The organism is Demequina lignilytica (assembly GCF_030418375.1).
GTDB lineage: Bacteria > Actinomycetota > Actinomycetes > Actinomycetales > Demequinaceae > Demequina > Demequina lignilytica.
On record NZ_JAUHPZ010000002.1, the window covers coordinates 385,509 to 401,524 of the forward strand.

The 16,016-nt window shown below is 70.9% G+C and carries 19 protein-coding genes; all 19 read left to right on the forward strand.

What is annotated here, in order from left to right:
• The first annotated feature begins 178 nt into the window (after positions 1 to 178).
• Positions 179 to 388 carry a 50S ribosomal protein L31 gene (gene rpmE, locus QQX13_RS05405; protein WP_301121752.1) on the forward strand — a complete coding sequence of 70 codons (210 nt, stop codon included), beginning with the start codon at positions 179 to 181 and terminating at the stop codon, positions 386 to 388.
• Between the two features lie 22 nt (positions 389 to 410).
• Positions 411 to 1,496: a peptide chain release factor 1 gene (prfA, locus tag QQX13_RS05410; RefSeq protein WP_301121750.1), complete on the forward strand. Its 1,086-nt coding sequence runs from the start codon at positions 411 to 413 to the stop codon at positions 1,494 to 1,496.
• Positions 1,497 to 1,513: 17 nt separating this feature from the next.
• Complete coding sequence (prmC, locus tag QQX13_RS05415; protein WP_301121748.1) at positions 1,514 to 2,404, forward strand: peptide chain release factor N(5)-glutamine methyltransferase; 891 nt, start codon at positions 1,514 to 1,516, stop codon at positions 2,402 to 2,404.
• A gap of 12 nt (positions 2,405 to 2,416) precedes the next feature.
• On the forward strand, positions 2,417 to 3,070 hold the full coding sequence (locus tag QQX13_RS05420) for an L-threonylcarbamoyladenylate synthase (RefSeq protein WP_301121745.1): 654 nt from the start codon (positions 2,417 to 2,419) through the stop codon (positions 3,068 to 3,070).
• Positions 3,067 to 4,320, forward strand: a complete 1,254-nt coding sequence (locus QQX13_RS05425; RefSeq protein ID WP_301121743.1) for an MraY family glycosyltransferase — start codon at positions 3,067 to 3,069, stop codon at positions 4,318 to 4,320. The genes QQX13_RS05420 and QQX13_RS05425 overlap by 4 nt, the downstream gene beginning before the upstream one ends.
• Positions 4,317 to 4,724: a Cg1360 family ATP-synthase-associated protein gene (locus QQX13_RS05430; RefSeq protein ID WP_301121741.1), complete on the forward strand. Its 408-nt coding sequence runs from the start codon at positions 4,317 to 4,319 to the stop codon at positions 4,722 to 4,724. The genes QQX13_RS05425 and QQX13_RS05430 overlap by 4 nt, the downstream gene beginning before the upstream one ends.
• Positions 4,725 to 4,810: 86 nt before the next feature.
• Positions 4,811 to 5,662 (forward strand): F0F1 ATP synthase subunit A, encoded by an 852-nt coding sequence (gene atpB / locus QQX13_RS05435; RefSeq protein WP_436968558.1) that lies wholly within the window; start codon positions 4,811 to 4,813, stop codon positions 5,660 to 5,662.
• A 68-nt stretch (positions 5,663 to 5,730) separates the two neighbouring features.
• On the forward strand, positions 5,731 to 5,961 hold the full coding sequence (locus QQX13_RS05440; protein WP_062312262.1) for an ATP synthase F0 subunit C: 231 nt from the start codon (positions 5,731 to 5,733) through the stop codon (positions 5,959 to 5,961).
• Positions 5,961 to 6,524, forward strand: a complete 564-nt coding sequence (locus QQX13_RS05445) for a F0F1 ATP synthase subunit B (protein WP_301121738.1) — start codon at positions 5,961 to 5,963, stop codon at positions 6,522 to 6,524. The genes QQX13_RS05440 and QQX13_RS05445 overlap by 1 nt, the downstream gene beginning before the upstream one ends.
• A 3-nt stretch (positions 6,525 to 6,527) precedes the next feature.
• The gene (locus QQX13_RS05450; protein ID WP_301121736.1) at positions 6,528 to 7,340 is read left to right on the forward strand and encodes a F0F1 ATP synthase subunit delta; all 813 of its coding nucleotides are present in this window, start codon (positions 6,528 to 6,530) and stop codon (positions 7,338 to 7,340) included.
• 48 nt (positions 7,341 to 7,388) lie between these two features.
• Positions 7,389 to 9,020, forward strand: a complete 1,632-nt coding sequence (gene atpA / locus QQX13_RS05455) for a F0F1 ATP synthase subunit alpha (RefSeq protein WP_301121734.1) — start codon at positions 7,389 to 7,391, stop codon at positions 9,018 to 9,020.
• Positions 9,021 to 9,023: 3 nt separating this feature from the next.
• A complete protein-coding gene (locus QQX13_RS05460) occupies positions 9,024 to 9,920 on the forward strand; it encodes a F0F1 ATP synthase subunit gamma (protein ID WP_301121732.1) in 897 nt (298 codons plus the stop codon).
• A 17-nt stretch (positions 9,921 to 9,937) separates the two neighbouring features.
• Complete coding sequence (atpD, locus tag QQX13_RS05465; RefSeq protein WP_301121730.1) at positions 9,938 to 11,416, forward strand: F0F1 ATP synthase subunit beta; 1,479 nt, start codon at positions 9,938 to 9,940, stop codon at positions 11,414 to 11,416.
• A 2-nt stretch (positions 11,417 to 11,418) separates the two neighbouring features.
• On the forward strand, positions 11,419 to 11,715 hold the full coding sequence (locus QQX13_RS05470; RefSeq protein ID WP_301121728.1) for a F0F1 ATP synthase subunit epsilon: 297 nt from the start codon (positions 11,419 to 11,421) through the stop codon (positions 11,713 to 11,715).
• Position 11,716: 1 nt separating this feature from the next.
• Positions 11,717 to 12,412 carry an endonuclease NucS gene (nucS, locus tag QQX13_RS05475; RefSeq protein WP_301121726.1) on the forward strand — a complete coding sequence of 232 codons (696 nt, stop codon included), beginning with the start codon at positions 11,717 to 11,719 and terminating at the stop codon, positions 12,410 to 12,412.
• Positions 12,413 to 12,648: 236 nt separating this feature from the next.
• On the forward strand, positions 12,649 to 14,112 hold the full coding sequence (locus tag QQX13_RS05480) for a glycoside hydrolase family 1 protein (RefSeq protein WP_301121724.1): 1,464 nt from the start codon (positions 12,649 to 12,651) through the stop codon (positions 14,110 to 14,112).
• A gap of 30 nt (positions 14,113 to 14,142) precedes the next feature.
• The gene (locus QQX13_RS05485) at positions 14,143 to 14,451 is read left to right on the forward strand and encodes an Rv1322 family protein (RefSeq protein WP_301121722.1); all 309 of its coding nucleotides are present in this window, start codon (positions 14,143 to 14,145) and stop codon (positions 14,449 to 14,451) included.
• A gap of 10 nt (positions 14,452 to 14,461) precedes the next feature.
• Complete coding sequence (locus tag QQX13_RS05490) at positions 14,462 to 15,226, forward strand: alpha/beta hydrolase (protein WP_301121846.1); 765 nt, start codon at positions 14,462 to 14,464, stop codon at positions 15,224 to 15,226.
• A gap of 28 nt (positions 15,227 to 15,254) precedes the next feature.
• Positions 15,255 to 16,013, forward strand: a complete 759-nt coding sequence (locus QQX13_RS05495) for an alpha/beta fold hydrolase (RefSeq protein ID WP_301121720.1) — start codon at positions 15,255 to 15,257, stop codon at positions 16,011 to 16,013.
• The last annotated feature ends 3 nt before the right edge of the window (positions 16,014 to 16,016 follow it).

The following is a 16,016-nucleotide window of genomic DNA, read 5'->3' on the forward strand; positions in this document are numbered from 1 at the left end:
TGCACGGAACCGAGCGGTTCCGTGCACCGATCCGCCATTTCACGTGCAGGCGGCGGGGCGCGGTCGCGACGATGCGGCGGTTCCCGCCCCTTGACACGTCTGGCATAATCGAACGTTGGCCAGCCGGTTCACCGACGCGAAGTACGCCTAGGACCCGGCGGCACCTCTAAGGGAGATCATGAAGAAGGACATCCACCCCGAGTACGTGGCCACCACTGTCACGTGCACCTGCGGCAACGAGTTCACCACCAAGTCCACCGTGACGGCCGGCGCGATCAGCGTCGAGGTCTGCTCGGCCTGCCACCCGTTCTACACCGGCAAGCAGAAGATCATGGACACCGGTGGTCGCGTGGCGCGCTTCGAGCGCCGCTACGGCAACAAGAAGTAACCAGCGTCACCCGCGCGACGACGTGGCCGAAGCCTTCGCAGCCGTCCAGCCGATGCTGGACGAGTACGCCGACATCGAGCGTCAGCTCTCCGACCCCGCGGTTCACGCGGACGGGGCACGGGCGCGCTCGCTGGGGCGTCGCTTCGCGGAGCTCGGCCGCGTCGTCGCTGCGCATCGTGCATGGCAGACAGCCCACGATGACCTCGAGGCCGCCCGTGAGATGGCGGAGCTCGATCCCGAGTTCGCCGCCGAGGTGCCCGCCCTCGAGCAGGCGGCGGACGAGGCGACGGAGACCCTGCGCCGGATCCTGATCCCGCGCGACCCCGACGACGCCCGCGACGTGATCGTCGAGATCAAGTCCGGCGAGGGCGGCGAGGAGTCCGCGCTGTTCGCCGGCGACCTGCTGAAGATGTACCTCAAGTACGCCGAGTCCCGCGGCTGGAAGACCGACGTGCTCGAGGCGACCCACACCGACATGGGCGGGTACAAGGACGTCTCGGTCGCGGTCAAGGCGCCCGGCAACGTGGCGCCCGAGGACGGCGTGTGGGCCCATCTCAAGTACGAGGGCGGCGTGCACCGCGTGCAGCGCGTGCCCGCCACCGAGTCGCAGGGCCGCATCCACACCTCCGCAGCCGGCGTGCTGGTCTACCCGGAGGTCGAGGAGGTCTCCGAGGTGGAGATCGACATGAACGAGGTGCGCGTCGACGTGTACCGCTCGTCCGGCCCCGGCGGCCAGTCGGTCAACACGACCGACTCGGCGGTGCGGCTCACCCACCTGCCCACGGGCATCGTCGTGAGCTGCCAGAACGAGAAGAGCCAGCTGCAGAACAAGGAGTCGGCGCTGCGCATCCTGCGCGCCCGGCTCCTCGCCGCGCAGAAGGAGGCCGCGGAGGCCGAGGCGTCCGACATGCGCCGCTCGCAGGTGCGCACCGTCGACCGCTCGGAGCGCATCCGCACCTACAACTTCCCGGAGAACCGGATCGCGGACCACCGCACCGGGTACAAGGCGTACAACCTGGATCAGGTCCTCGCCGGCTCGCTCGAGCCGGTGATCCAGTCGGCGATCGACGCCGACGAGGCGGCCCGGCTCGCCGCCGGCGACCGCTAGGCCCTAGGCTCCCCTCCATGCCCACCGTCGGCACGCGTCTGCGTGAGACCACCCGCCGCCTCTCCGAGGCCGGCGTCGCGTCCGCGCGACACGACGCGATCGTGCTCATCGCGCACACGCTCGGCCTCGAGCCCAGCTACATCCGCACGGCTGCGGCGCGCGACGACGAGTGGCCCCCGGGCGCCGACCTCGACCTGCTCGAGGCCCGCGTGACCCGCCGCATCGACCGCGAGCCGCTCCAGCACATCACCGGCAAGGCGTACTTCCGCTCCATCGAGCTGCAGGTGGGGCCCGGGGTGTTCATCCCGCGCCCCGAGACCGAGGTGGTCGCCGGCGTCGCGATGGCGTACGCACGCGAGGCGCTCGAGATGCGCGGCGAGGTGCGCGTGACGGACCTGTGCGCGGGCTCGGGCGCGATCGGCATCGCGGTCGCCACCGAGGTGCCGTACGCCGAGGTCTCCATGGTCGAGGCGTCGGAGGAGGCGCTCGTCTACCTGCGGCTCAACGCGCGCTTCCAGCCGCCCGAGGTGAGGCGCCGCCTGCGCGCGGTCTACGCGGACGCCCGCAACTGCCTCCGCCAGTTCGACGCGTGCGCCGACGTGGTCGTCACCAACCCGCCGTACGTGCCGATCAGCGCCGTGCCGCGCGACCCCGAGGTCGCGCTGCACGACCCGCCGCAGGCGCTGTACGGCCTGGGCGACGACGGCCTGGACGTGCCCCGCGCGATCCTCGACGAGGCGCAGCGGCTGCTGCGCGTCGGCGGCGTGGTCGTGATGGAGCACGGGGACGACCAGGGCGCGGCGCTGCGCGAGTACGCCGAGTCGTCCGAGTGGTGGGGCGACGCGCACACGCTGACCGATCTGACGGGACGCGACCGCATGCTCGTCGCGACGCGCGTGGGCGTCTGAGAGACTTGCAGCGTGATCCTGCCGTGCCATGACCCCTCGGCGTGGGGGCCGTCGCTCGACGCCGCGGTCGACGCGGTCGCCCGGGGCGCCGTCATCGTCCTGCCGACCGACACGGTCTACGGCGTCGGCGCCGACGCCTTCCAGCCGGACGCCGTCGCGGCCGTGCTGGCGGCGAAGGGCCGCGGCCGCCAGATGCCGCCTCCCGTGCTCATCCCCGACGTCCGCACCGTCGACGGGCTCGCCCGCGACGTGCCGCAGTCGGCGCGGACGCTGATGGAGGCCTGCTGGCCGGGCGCGCTCACGGTGATCGTGCACGCCCAGCCGTCCCTGGCCTGGGACCTCGGAGACACGGGCGGCACCGTGGCGCTCCGGGTCCCCGACCACCCTGCCGCCCGCGCCCTGCTGTCCCGCACCGGGCCGCTCGCCGTCACCAGCGCGAACCGCACGGGCGAGCCCGCCGCGACCACCGCCGCGGACGCCGAGACACAGCTCGGCGAGGCGGTCGCCGTCTACCTCGACGCGGGCGACAGCCCGCTGGGCGTCGCCTCGACCATCGTCGACGCCACCGGGGAGACCCTCCGCATCGTCCGGGACGGAGGCGTCACCCGCGAGCGTATCGAGGAGCTGGTGGGGGCCGAGGCGCTGACCCCCGGTGACGACGGGTGAAGGTCTACCTGACCCTGATGGCCATCGCGGCCCTGGTCACCTACGTGTCCACCCCCGCGATGCGGCACCTCGCCTTCCGCGTCGGCGCGATCACCGCGGTGCGTGCCCGGGACGTCCACACCACGCCGATCCCGCGGCTCGGGGGCATCGCGATATACCTGGGCATCCTCGTCGCGGGGATCGTGGCCAGCGCGATCCCGTTCCTCAGCCCCGTCTACGAGAGCAGTCGCGTCCCGTGGGCCGTGCTCGGCGCGGCCGGCATCGTCTGCGCCCTCGGGATGCTCGACGACATCCTCGACCTGGACTGGATGGCCAAGCTCGCCGGGCAGATCCTCGCGGGCCTGGTGCTCGCGTGGGGAGGGGTCCAGCTGGTGACGGTGCCGATCGCGGGCGTCACCATCGGCAGCTCCTACGTCTCGCTGATCGCCACCGTGCTCGTGGTGGTGGTCGCGATGAACGCCGTCAACTTCGTGGACGGGCTCGACGGCCTCGCCGCGGGGACCATCGCGATCGGCGGCCTCGCGTTCTTCACCTACTCGTACCTGCTGGCGCGCTCGTCGTCACCGGGCGACTACTCGTCCGTGGCGACCATCGTGGTGGCCGTGCTCGTGGGCGCCTGCCTGGGCTTCCTGCCGCACAACGTCCACCCGGCGCGCATCTTCATGGGGGACTCGGGATCGATGGTGCTTGGGCTGGTGCTCGCCGCAGCCGCGATCACCGTGACCGGGCAGATCGACCCGCAGATCATCTCCGAGCGCGAGCGCATCCCCGCGTTCATCCCGATCCTTCTGCCGCTGGTGGTGATCGCCGTCCCCCTGGTGGACATGGCGCTGGCGGTGGTGCGGCGCACGGCGAAGGGCAAGTCTCCGTTCTCGCCCGACAAGCACCATCTCCACCACCGGCTCCTGCGCCACGGCCACTCGCACCGGTGGGCCGTCGCGGTGCTGTGGATGTGGACCGCGGTGCTGTCGCTGGGCACCGTCTCCGTGATGTTCCTGCGGCTGCGCGGAGCGCTGCTGCTGACCCTGATCGGGGTCGCCGTCGCGGCCGCGATCACCTCGTCCCCCCGGCTCGCGCGGGTCTTCTCGCGCCAGTGGCGGCGGATGGGCCATCTGATGTTCGCGCTCCAGCGCGCGACCCCCGAGGGACGGGAGCAGCGGGCGCGCACGCGCGCGGTCGACGCCGGCCCGGACGATGCGGGGGATGAGGACGACGCCGCGGTCGCGTCCGCGCGCAAGGAGGAGACATGAGCGCCGAGTCCGCGCTGTACCGCCGGGCCATCCGGAACAGCACGATCGCGCTGGTCGCCCTAGCGGCGGTCGGGGCGGCGGTCGGCGCCGCGATCGACGGGGTGTCGGGAGCGGTCGCGGCCGTGGTCGGCGCGGCCGTCGCGGCGCTCGGCGCGATCTCGACGCAGGTCGCGATGCTGGTCGGCCACACGCGCTCGCCGCAGGCGCTCGCGGGGATCGTGCTCTTCGCCTTCCTGGGCAAGATGCTGATCCTCATCGTCGCGCTCCTGGTACTCCAGGGAATCGACGGTTTCAACAGGCCAATATTTGCGGTTGTCACAATAACGTGCCTGGTAGCGACCCTCGCGATCGAGATTCACGCGCTGCGCCATGCACGGGTGCCGTACGTCGATCCGGGTACTTAGTCCCGCGCGAAATACGTTAGGATTTCGGCAGTCAACGGGGCCTCGACTCTGTCGCGGCCTCCAAGCGTCATGGCACAGGAGACTTCGTGGGCAACCTACTGGCAGCGGTCGTCAATGCGGAGGCCGCGGGCTCTGACGAGTCGCTGAGCTACTGGCAGCAGCTCTTCACCTCGGACGGCTTCCACGCACCGTCGATCGCGGAGTTCTTCCCGCCGGCCATCCTCTGGGAGGGCACCCTCTTCGAGTTCAACCGCATCATGCTGGTGCGCGTCATCGCGGCCGTCGTGCTGCTGGCGATCTTCTGGATCGTGGCCTCGCGGGCGAAGGTGGTCCCCGGCCGGATGCAGGGCGCGCTGGAGATGGGCCTCGAGTTCGTCGACAAGCAGATCGTGACCCCGGTCATGGGCGACGAGGGCAAGAAGTTCCTGCCGTTCCTCACCACGCTCTTCTTCGCGATCGTGTTCTTCAACATCACGGGCGTGATCCCGTTCCTCAACATCGCGGGAACGTCGCTGATCGGCCTGCCGCTGTTCATGGCGCTGTGGGTGTACGTGCTCTACCTGGGCCACGGCATCAAGAAGCACGGCCTCGGCGGGTACCTCAAGAACAACCTGTTCCCCCCGGGCGTGCCGAAGCCGATCTACATCCTGCTGACGCCGATCGAGTTCCTGCAGGTGTTCATCCTCCGCCCGGCGACGCTCGCCCTGCGACTCGCGGCGAACATGATCGCCGGCCACCTGCTGCTGGTGCTCTGCTTCGCCGCCACCCAGTACTTCTTCTTCGCCGCCGCCGGCGCGATGAAGGCGATGGGCGCGGTCACCTTCGCGGCCGGCTTCGCGTTCGTGCTGTTCGAGATCTTCGTCGCGCTCCTGCAGGCGTACGTCTTCACCATGCTCTCGTCCGTGTACCTCAACATGGCGCTCGCCGACGAGCACTGATCCACCCACCACCAGGTAGAAAGCTTGCTCCGCCACCACGGCGGCGCACCAACGGAAGGAAACACACAGTGGACACCACCACTCTCGCGGAGGTCTCCGGCAACGTCGCGACCATCGGCTATGGTCTCGCCGCCGTGGGCCCGGGCATCGGCCTCGGCATCCTGATCGGCAAGACCATCGAGGGCATGGCGCGCCAGCCTGAGGTCTCGGGCCAGCTCCGCACCACCATGTTCATCGGTGTGGCGTTCGTCGAGGTGCTCGCGCTGCTCGGCCTGATCACCGGCTTCCTCTTCACGTGATGATCGCCCAGACGCTGCTCGCAGCGGCGGAGGAGCACGCGACGGAGGCCGAGGGCAACGTGATCCTGCCCGCGCCCTACGACCTGCTGTGGTCGTTCGTCATCTTCACGATCATCGTCGTGGTGTTCGTGAAGCTCCTGCTGCCCAAGCTGCAGAAGGTGCTCGACGAGCGTGCGGAGCTGATCCAGGGCGGCATCGAGAAGGCGGAGATCGCTCAGGCGGAGGCTGCGGCCGCGCTCGAGGAGTACACCGCCCAGCTCACCGCCGCCCGTGCCGAGGCCGCGCGCATCCGCGAGGACGCGCGCGTCGAGGCCGCCCAGATCCTGTCCGAGGCGCGCAAGCGCGGCGGCACGGACGCGGAGCGCATCGTCGAGACGGCCCAGCGCCAGATCGAGGCGGAGCGCACGCAGGCGGTCATCTCGTTGCGGTCCGAGGTGGGCTCGCTCGCCACGGAGCTGGCGTCGCGGATCGTGGGCGAGTCGCTCGCCGACGACGCGCGTCAGCAGCGCGTGATCGACTCGTTCCTCGACGACCTCGAGTCGACGGTCAAGGCGAAGGGATAGGCCATGCGTGGAACGAGCCAGGCGTCGCGAGACGCCGTGCTGCGCGAGTTCGAGCCGGTGGTGACCGCGAGCGGTGCTGACGGGCTCGTCATCGCCGACCAGCTGTTCACCGCGGTCGACGCGCTCGACGCGTCGGGCTCGCTCCGCCGTGCGCTGACCGATCCGGCACGTCCGGCAGGGGACAAGGCCGCGCTGGTGGCGCGACTGTTCTCCTCCTTCGATGCGCGGGTGCGCGACGTCCTCGTGGCGTTCGTGCAGGCGCGCTGGTCGGACGAGGCCGACCTCGCCGAGGCCATCGACGATGCGGGCGAGCGCGCGATCTTCGCGTACTCGCTCGAGCAGGGCACGCTCGACCAGGTCGAGGAGGAGCTCTTCCGCGTCCAGCGCGAGCTGGTCGCGAACCGTGAGCTCCTCACGGCGCTGGGCAACCGGTCCGCCACCAAGGAGACGCGCCTGGCGCTCCTCTCCGGCGTGCTCGGCGGCAAGCTCCTGCCGACCACGGAGGCGCTGCTGCGCCGGGTCGTGGGAACGCCGCGCGGCAACCGCCTCCTGGTGGCCATCGACGGCCTCCTCGAGTCGGCGGCCACGCACCGGGAGCGCCTGGTCGCCAAGGTGGACGCCGCGGTCGAGCTCAGCGCCAAGCAGCGCGCCCGGCTCGCGTCGATCCTGAGCGAGGCGTACGGCCGCGAGGTCACGATCAACGTCGCCGTGGACCCCGAGGTCCTGGGCGGCATCCGAGTCCAGGTCGGGTCCGAGGTCGTGGACGGCACCGTCCTCGCCCGGCTCGACGAAGCACGACGACGACTTGTCGGCTAGCCCCGACGCACCGAAGACCGCGCGAGCGGCACTGACAGGAGAGATGGCATGGCAGAGTTGACGATCAGCCCCGACGAGATCCGGGCTGCACTCGACAGCTACGTGAAGTCCTACGAGCCGAAGGGCGCCGTGGTCGACGAGGTCGGCCGCGTGACGCTCGCGGCCGACGGCATCGCGCAGGTCGAGGGGCTGCCGGGCTGCATGGCCAACGAGCTGCTGCGGTTCGAGGACGGCACGCTCGGCCTCGCGCTCAACCTCGACGTCCGCGAGATCGGCGTCGTCGTGCTGGGCGAGTTCACCGGCATCGAGGAGGGCCAGACGGTCCAGCGCACCGGCGAGGTGCTCTCGGTCGCCGTCGGCGACGGCTACCTCGGCCGCGTGGTGGACCCGCTGGGCAACGCGATCGACGGTCTGGGCGAGATCGCGACCGAGGGCCGCCGCGCGCTGGAGCTCCAGGCTCCGGGCGTCATGGCGCGCAAGTCGGTCCACGAGCCGCTGCAGACCGGCCTCAAGGCGATCGACGCGATGATCCCGATCGGCCGCGGCCAGCGCCAGCTGATCATCGGCGACCGCCAGACCGGCAAGACCGCGATCGCGATCGACACGATCATCAACCAGAAGGCGAACTGGGAGACCGGTGACCCGACCAAGCAGGTGCGCTGCATCTACGTCGCCATCGGCCAGAAGGGCTCGACCATCGCCTCCGTGCGCGGTGCCCTCGAGGAGGCCGGCGCGCTCGAGTACACGACCATCGTCGCGGCCCCCGCGTCCGACCCGGCCGGCTTCAAGTACCTCGCGCCCTACACCGGCTCGGCCATCGGCCAGCACTGGATGTACGACGGCAAGCACGTGCTGATCATCTTCGACGACCTGTCGAAGCAGGCCGAGGCCTACCGCGCCGTGTCGCTGCTGCTGCGCCGCCCGCCGGGCCGCGAGGCGTACCCCGGCGACGTGTTCTACCTGCACAGCCGTCTGCTCGAGCGCTGCGCGAAGCTGTCGGACGAGATGGGCGCGGGCTCGATGACCGGCCTCCCGGTCATCGAGACCAAGGCGAACGACGTGTCGGCGTACATCCCGACCAACGTCATCTCCATCACGGACGGCCAGATCTTCCTGCAGTCCGACCTGTTCAACGCGAACCAGCGTCCCGCGATCGACGTCGGCATCTCGGTGTCCCGCGTCGGCGGCTCGGCGCAGGTGAAGGCGATGAAGTCGGTCTCCGGAACGCTGAAGATCGACCTCGCGCAGTACCGCTCGCTCGAGGCGTTCGCGATGTTCGCGTCCGACCTGGACGCGGCCTCGCGTCAGCAGCTGACCCGCGGCGCCCGCCTGATGGAGCTGCTCAAGCAGCCCCAGTACTCGCCGTACCCGGTGGAGGAGCAGGTCGTGTCGATCTGGGCCGGCACCAAGGGCAAGCTCGACAAGATCGCCCTGGGCGACGTGCTCCGCTTCGAGCGCGAGCTGCTCGACCACCTGGGCCGCAACACCTCGATCCTGAGCGACATCGCGTCGACGGGCCTCCTCTCGAAGGAGAACGAGGCGGCGCTCGAGAAGCACGTCGACGACTACGTCTCGACGTTCCTCGAGTCCGAGGACACCGCGCTCACCACGAGCTCCACGGTGGACGACGGCGCCGAGGTCGCGGTCGAGCAGGAGCAGATCGTCACGGAGAAGAAGTAGCCGATGGCCGGACAGCAGCGCGTCTATCGCCAGAGGATCAGGGCGACCAGCTCGCTCAAGAAGATCTTCCGCGCGATGGAGCTCATCGCGGCCTCGCGCATCGGCAAGGCCCGTCTCCGTGTGGACAAGGCGACGCCGTACACGCGCGCCATCACCCGCATGATCAGCGCGGTGGCCGCCCACTCGACGGTCGACCACCCGCTGACGACGGCCCGCACCGACACGGGACGCGCGGCGGTGCTGGTGATCAGCGCCGACCGCGGCATGGCGGGCGCCTACTCGGCGAACGTCATCCGTGAGTCGGAGCGTCTGCGCGGCCGCCTGATGGCGGACGGCAAGGAGGTCGTGCAGTTCGCCTCCGGCCGTCGTGCCGTGTCGTACTTCGCGTTCCGTCGTCGCGAGCTCGCCGGCCAGTGGACCGGCGGCTCCGACGCCCCGAGCCGCGAGACGGCGCAGGAGATGGCCAAGGCCCTCTTCGCCCGCTTCATGGCCTCGAAGGAGGACGGCGGTGTCGACGAGATCTACCTGGTCGGCACCCGGTTCGTCTCGATGGTGACCCAGCAGGCGATGGTGCTCCGCCTCCTGCCGCTGGAGCTCGTCGAGGGCGTCGAGGAGACCGAGGCGGGGGAGATCGAGCCGCTGTACGACTTCGAGCCGACCCCGGAGCAGGTGCTGGACTCGCTCCTGACGCCGTACATCGAGTCGCGCATCTACGGCAGCCTGCTGCACTGCGCGGCCTCGGAGCTCGCGAACCGTCAGCGCGCGATGAACACCGCCACCTCGAACGCCGAGGACATCATCCGTAACTACACCCGGCTCGCCAACCAGGCGCGCCAGGCAGAGATCACCCAGGAAATCAGCGAGATCGTCTCGGGCGCCGATGCGCTCGCGGCCTCGTGACCGGAAGCGAGAGATCCATGACCACCACCGCAGAGACCTCCCCGGCCAAGGCCGCGGACGCGCCCGTCGTCGGCCGCGTCGCGCGCGTCGTCGGCCCGGTCGTCGACATCGAGTTCCCGGCCGACGCGATCCCCGACATCTACAACGCGCTCACGGTCGACATCGACCTCAGCTCGCAGGGCGAGGACGAGGGCGTGCTCCACATGACGCTCGAGGTCGCGCAGCACCTGGGCGACAACATGATCCGCGCGATCGCCCTGAAGCCGACCGACGGCCTGGTGCGCGGCGCCACCGTCACGGACACCGGCGCCCCCATCTCCGTCCCCGTCGGCGACGTCACCAAGGGCCACGTGTTCAACGTGACCGGTGAGGTGCTGAACGCCAAGGAGGGCGAGACGATCGAGGTCACCGAGACCTGGCCGATCCACCGCAAGCCCCCGGCCTTCGACCAGCTCGAGTCGAAGACCCAGATGTTCGAGACCGGCATCAAGGTCATCGACCTCCTCACCCCCTACGTGCAGGGTGGAAAGATCGGCCTCTTCGGCGGTGCGGGCGTCGGCAAGACCGTCCTCATCCAGGAGATGATCTACCGCGTCGCCAACAACCACAACGGTGTGTCGGTGTTCGCGGGCGTGGGCGAGCGCACCCGTGAGGGCAACGACCTCATCGAGGAGATGACCGACTCCGGCGTCATCAAGCAGACCGCCCTGGTGTTCGGCCAGATGGACGAGCCGCCGGGCACGCGTCTCCGCGTCGCGCTGTCCGCGCTGACCATGGCGGAGTACTTCCGCGACGTGCAGAAGCAGGACGTGCTGCTGTTCATCGACAACATCTTCCGCTTCACGCAGGCGGGCTCCGAGGTGTCGACGCTGCTCGGCCGCATGCCCTCCGCGGTGGGCTACCAGCCCAACCTCGCGGACGAGATGGGCCAGCTCCAGGAGCGCATCACCTCGACGCGTGGTCACTCGATCACCTCGCTGCAGGCGATCTACGTCCCCGCGGACGACTACACCGACCCGGCGCCGGCCACCACGTTCGCGCACCTCGACGCGACCACCGAGCTGTCCCGTGAGATCGCGTCGCGCGGTCTCTACCCCGCGGTGGACCCGCTGGCGTCGACCTCGCGCATCCTCGACCCGCGCTACGTGGGCCGCGACCACTACGAGACCGCGAACGCCGTGAAGTCGATCCTCCAGCGCAACAAGGAGCTGCAGGACATCATCGCGATCCTCGGTGTGGACGAGCTCTCGGAGGAGGACAAGATCATCGTCGCCCGCGCGCGCAAGATCCAGCAGTTCCTCTCCCAGAACACGTACATGGCGACCCAGTTCACCGGCGTCGAGGGCTCGACCGTGCCGCTGTCGGAGACCGTCGAGGCGTTCTCCGGCCTGGTCAACGGCGCGTACGACCACATCTCGGAGCAGGCGTTCTTCAACATCGGTGGCCTCGAGGACCTCGAGCGCAACTGGGCGCGCATCCAGAAGGAGATCGGCTGATCATGGCCGGTTCCCTGACCGTCGACGTCGTCGCCCCCGACCAGGTGCTCTGGTCGGGGACGGCGGAGCGCGTCGTCGCGCCGACCGTGGAGGGCGAGATCGGCCTCCTCACCGGGCACGAGCCGGTGCTGTCCGTCCTCAAGGGCGGCACCGTGCGGGTGCGCGGCGGCGCGGACGGCGACGCCGAGTTCGCCATCGACTCCGGATTCCTGTCCTTCGACCGCGACGTCATCACGATCATCGTCGAGCCGCACGTCAAGAAGGCGGCCGAGGAGACCCCGGCGCCCGACGCGGCCTGACATGCGGGTGGTGATCGCGCGCTGCGCGGCCCGCTACTCCGGCAGGCTCGCGGCGCACCTGCCGCTCGCGACCCGGGCCATCATGGTCAAGGCAGACGGCTCGGTGCTGCTGCACTCCGACGGCGGCTCGTACAAGCCGCTCAACTGGATGAGCCCGCCCTGCACGCTTCGCACGGCCGTCGTCGACGAGACGGCGGCCGAGCGCGGCGTGGTCGAGCTGTGGGTGGTCCAGCACGACAAGACCGACGACCGGCTCGAGATCGAGCTCCACGAGGTCCTGTCGGACACCGAGCACGAGCTCGGCAGCGATCCGGGCCTGATCAAGGACGGCGTCGAGGCGCACCTCCAGGAGCTGCTCGCGGAGCAGATCGCCCTGCTGGGTGACGGCCACACGCTGATCCGTCGCGAGTACATGACCGCGATCGGACCGGTCGACATCCTCGCGCGCGACTCCAGCGGCGCGTCCGTCGCGGTGGAGATCAAGCGCCGCGGCGAGATCGACGGCGTGGAGCAGCTCACCCGGTACCTCGAGCTGATGAACCGCGACCCGCTGCTCGCGCCCGTGCAGGGCGTGTTCGCCGCGCAGGAGATCAAGCCGCAGGCACGCGTGCTCGCGGAGGACCGCGGCATCCGCTGCGTCGTGCTCGACTACGAGGCCATGCGCGGCGCCGAGGACCCCACCACACGCCTCTTCTGACGCCGCCCCGGCCCAGCCCGGCGCCCGCATCGTCCCCCCTCCCTCCCCCCGCGGGACACTCCGCACGGAGTCGGTCCCGGATCTGCGGTGTGTCGGCCGATGTCGCGCCGCGACACGCCGGGAAACCGGGACGCATTCCGTGCGCACTGTTCGGCGGTGGGCGTGGGGGAGGGCGAGCGCGACGGGGAGAGCCGGGGAGGGGGCCCGACTCGAATCGTTTCGGCTAGGATTCCGGCATGACGTCGACCTTCCCCGCGGGCTTCCTGCTCGGCTCCGCCACCGCCGCGTACCAGATCGAGGGCGCGGTCGCCGAGGGCGGTCGCGGCGCATCGATCTGGGACACCTTCACCCGCACGCCCGGCACCATCACGGGCGGTGACACCGGCGACGTGGCCTGCGACCACTACCACCGGTGGGAGAGCGACGTCGAGATGATGGTCGAGCTCGGGCTCGAGGCGTACCGCTTCTCCATCGCCTGGCCGCGCGTGCAGCCGGCCGGCACCGGCGCGTTCAACCCCGAGGGCATCGCGTTCTACCGCCGCCTGGTCGAGCGCCTGGTCGAGCGCGGCATCACCCCGATGGTGACCCTGTACCACTGGGACCTCCCGCAGGCGCTCGAGGACTCGGGCGGCTGGCTCAGCCGCGACACGATCGACGCGTTCGTCGTCTACGCGACGCGGATGGTCGAGGAGCTCGGCGACCTGGTGACGCACTGGGCGACCTTCAACGAGCCGTGGGTGAGCTCGTTCGTCGGCTACGCCACCGGGTCGCACGCGCCGGGACGCGTCGACGACGAGGAGGGCCTCACCGCCGCGCATCACCTGCTGCTCTCGCACGCCCGCGCCTACCGGGCGATCAAGGAGACGCGGCCCGATCTGCAGGTGGGGATCGTCAACAACTCCCACACGCCGCGGCCCTGGGACCCGTCGAACCCGGCGGACCGGGCCGCCTCCGCGCACATCGACGCGCTCGCCAACGGGATGTTCCACCAGCCGTTCCTCGACGGCACCTACCCCGAGGTGCTGCGGCCCAACACCGCGCACCTGACGGACTGGTCGTTCGTGCACGACGGCGACCTGGAGGAGATGCGGGGCGCGGTCGACTGGTTCGGCCTCAACTACTACGCGTCGCACGTGGTGCGCCACAACCCCGCCAAGGGCGCCGCGACCTCGGACGTCGCCACCCTCGCGGACGGCCACAAGGCGGGCAGCAGCTCGCCGTGGCCGGGCGACGAGGAGATCGAGTTCATGCGCCCTCCCGGCGAGCTGACGGCCATGGGCTGGAACATCGACCCCGGCGCGCTCACCGCGCAGCTCCTGCGTCTCCAGCGTGAGGCGGGCCTCCCGATCTACGTCACCGAGAACGGCAGCGCCTGGGACGACCAGGTCGACGGCGACGGCGACGGCCGCATCCGCGACCGCGACCGCACGCGCTACCTCCGTGCCCACCTGCAGGCGGTGCTGGACGCGATCGACGAGGGCGCCGACGTGCGCGGCTACATGGCGTGGAGCCTGATGGACAACTTCGAATGGGCGCAGGGCTATGCCAAGCGCTTCGGGATCGTCCACGTCGACTACGACACCCAGGTCCGCACCTGGAAGGACACCGCGTACTGGTACCGGGAGGCCATCCGGGCCCGGGGCATCGTCCCTCTCGAGGCGGGCGAGGCCGCCGCCGAGACGCCGCCGCGGACGTTCTGACCCCGACCGAGCCCGCCTAGACTGGGGCGCATGCCGTCCGGACGTCGCTCGAACAAGCGCCCGTACGGACAGCCGCACCAGGAGCTCGACGTCGACCGGGTGTGGGGCAACCGCGCACGGATCGAGCGCGGGCCCGGCGGTGAGGACTACTACGTCGCGGTGCCGCGCCCGACCGACCGGAGCTTCGTGTGCCCGGGCTGCCAGGGCGAGATCGACGGCGAGACCCCGCACGTGGTCGCGTGGGCGGTCGAGGGCATCATGGGCGCGGAGGCGGCGGCGGAGGCCCGCCGCCACTGGCACACGGGATGCTGGAGCTCGTTCGGGAGGGCGCGTGGCTGAGGACGGGACGATGCGGGAGGCGACGATGCAGGAAACGGCGGGAGACGAGCCGGTCGAGCTGCGCTCGATGAGCGTGCTGCGGGCCGACCGGGAGGACATCGAGCTGGTCACCGAGGACGGGCTGCGCCTGGTCGGCGAGCTCGCCCTGCCGGCAGACGGGCCGGTGACGGCGACGCTCATCACGCTGCATCCGCTGCCCACCCACGGCGGCTTCATGGACTCCCACGTGTACCGCAAGGCCGCGTGGCGGCTGCCTGCGCTGGCGGGCGTGGCGGTGCTCCGCTTCAACACTCGCGGCACGTCGTCGCCGCGCGGCACGTCCGAGGGCGAGTTCGGCGAGGGCGTCACGGAGGCGGCGGACGTGCGCGCCGCCGTCGACTTCGCCGTCGCGCGGGGTCTGCCGCACCGGTGGCTGGTCGGCTGGAGCTTCGGAACGGAGCTGACCCTCATGCACGGCGCCGACCTCGACGTCGAGGGGGCGATCCTGCTGTCGCCGCCGCTGCACCGCGCCACGGATGCGGATCTCGAGCGCTGGGCGGAGTCCGGCAAGCCCGTGACCGCGCTCGTGCCCGAGCACGACGACTTCCTCCAGCCCGCCGAGGCGAGGGAGCGGTTCGCGCGGCTCACGCAGCTCGAGCTGATCGACGTGCCCGAGGCGAAGCACCTGTGGGTGGGGGAGAGGTTCGTGCGCGAGGTGCTCGACGTGATCGTCGGACGCGTCGCGCCCGACCGCGCGCCGCTGCCCGTCGCGGTGCCCGCGTCCATGGTGGAATGAGACCAGGCCGCACCCGAAGGAGACGCCTGTGAGCATCGTTCCCGATGGCACGCCCCTGGTCCTGCTCAACGCGTTCCCCGTGGACCGCTCGCAGTGGGACCCCCTGGTGGACGCGCTCGCGGGCCGGGTCCCCGGCGACATCATCACCTTCGACGTGCCCGGGATCGGCGACATGCCGCTGCCCGACGAGGAGCCCTCGGTCGAGCTCATCGCGGACGCCGCGGTGCTCGCGATGCGCGAGGTGACCGGGCATCCGGCCGCGGTGTGGGTCGGCTGCTCGATGGGCGGCTACATCGCGATGGCCGTCGCGGAGCGCCACCCCGAGGCGGTCGCGGGCCTCGGGCTGCTGGGCACGCGGTCGACGGCCGACACCGACGAGGCCCGCGCCGGTCGCCTGGCGATCGCCGAGAAGGTCGACGGCGCGCCTGGCCATCCGGACCCGCGCGGCGCCGCCGAGGGGCTCGTCGGGACGCAGGGCGACGGGCGTGAGGCGCTGGTGGCCACGGTCGCGGCGAACATCGCTCTGCACGAGGGCGACGGGATCGCCTGGGGGCAGCGGGCCATGGCCGCGCGCCCCGACCGCACCGAGGTGCTGCGCGCGCTCGACGTGCCCGCGTTCGTCGCGGTCGGGGAGAACGACGGGATCGCCGGTCCCGCGGAGGCGGCCGTGATGGCCGACGCGCTCGGCGTCGACCCGGTCGTGCTCGGCGGTGTGGGCCACCTGTGCGCGCTCGAGGCGCCCGGTCCCGTCGCCGACCTGGTCACGGGGCTCCTCGACTCCGTCTGAGCG

Bases quoted from the DNA above. Each gene is read 5' to 3' on its own strand.
- QQX13_RS05470 (WP_301121728.1), top strand. From the start codon at position 11,419: ATGGCCGGTTCCCTGACCGTCGACGTCGTCGCCCCCGACCAGGTGCTC.
- QQX13_RS05430 (WP_301121741.1), top strand. From the start codon at position 4,317: ATGAGCGCCGAGTCCGCGCTGTACCGCCGGGCCATCCGGAACAGCACG.
- QQX13_RS05490 (WP_301121846.1), top strand. From the start codon at position 14,462: ATGCGGGAGGCGACGATGCAGGAAACGGCGGGAGACGAGCCGGTCGAG.
- atpA (WP_301121734.1), top strand. From the start codon at position 7,389: ATGGCAGAGTTGACGATCAGCCCCGACGAGATCCGGGCTGCACTCGAC.
- QQX13_RS05445 (WP_301121738.1), top strand. From the start codon at position 5,961: ATGATCGCCCAGACGCTGCTCGCAGCGGCGGAGGAGCACGCGACGGAG.
- QQX13_RS05480 (WP_301121724.1), top strand. From the start codon at position 12,649: ATGACGTCGACCTTCCCCGCGGGCTTCCTGCTCGGCTCCGCCACCGCC.
- prmC (WP_301121748.1), top strand. From the start codon at position 1,514: ATGCCCACCGTCGGCACGCGTCTGCGTGAGACCACCCGCCGCCTCTCC.
- QQX13_RS05450 (WP_301121736.1), top strand. From the start codon at position 6,528: ATGCGTGGAACGAGCCAGGCGTCGCGAGACGCCGTGCTGCGCGAGTTC.
- rpmE (WP_301121752.1), top strand. From the start codon at position 179: ATGAAGAAGGACATCCACCCCGAGTACGTGGCCACCACTGTCACGTGC.
- nucS (WP_301121726.1), top strand. From the start codon at position 11,717: ATGCGGGTGGTGATCGCGCGCTGCGCGGCCCGCTACTCCGGCAGGCTC.
- QQX13_RS05460 (WP_301121732.1), top strand. From the start codon at position 9,024: ATGGCCGGACAGCAGCGCGTCTATCGCCAGAGGATCAGGGCGACCAGC.
- atpD (WP_301121730.1), top strand. From the start codon at position 9,938: ATGACCACCACCGCAGAGACCTCCCCGGCCAAGGCCGCGGACGCGCCC.
- QQX13_RS05485 (WP_301121722.1), top strand. From the start codon at position 14,143: ATGCCGTCCGGACGTCGCTCGAACAAGCGCCCGTACGGACAGCCGCAC.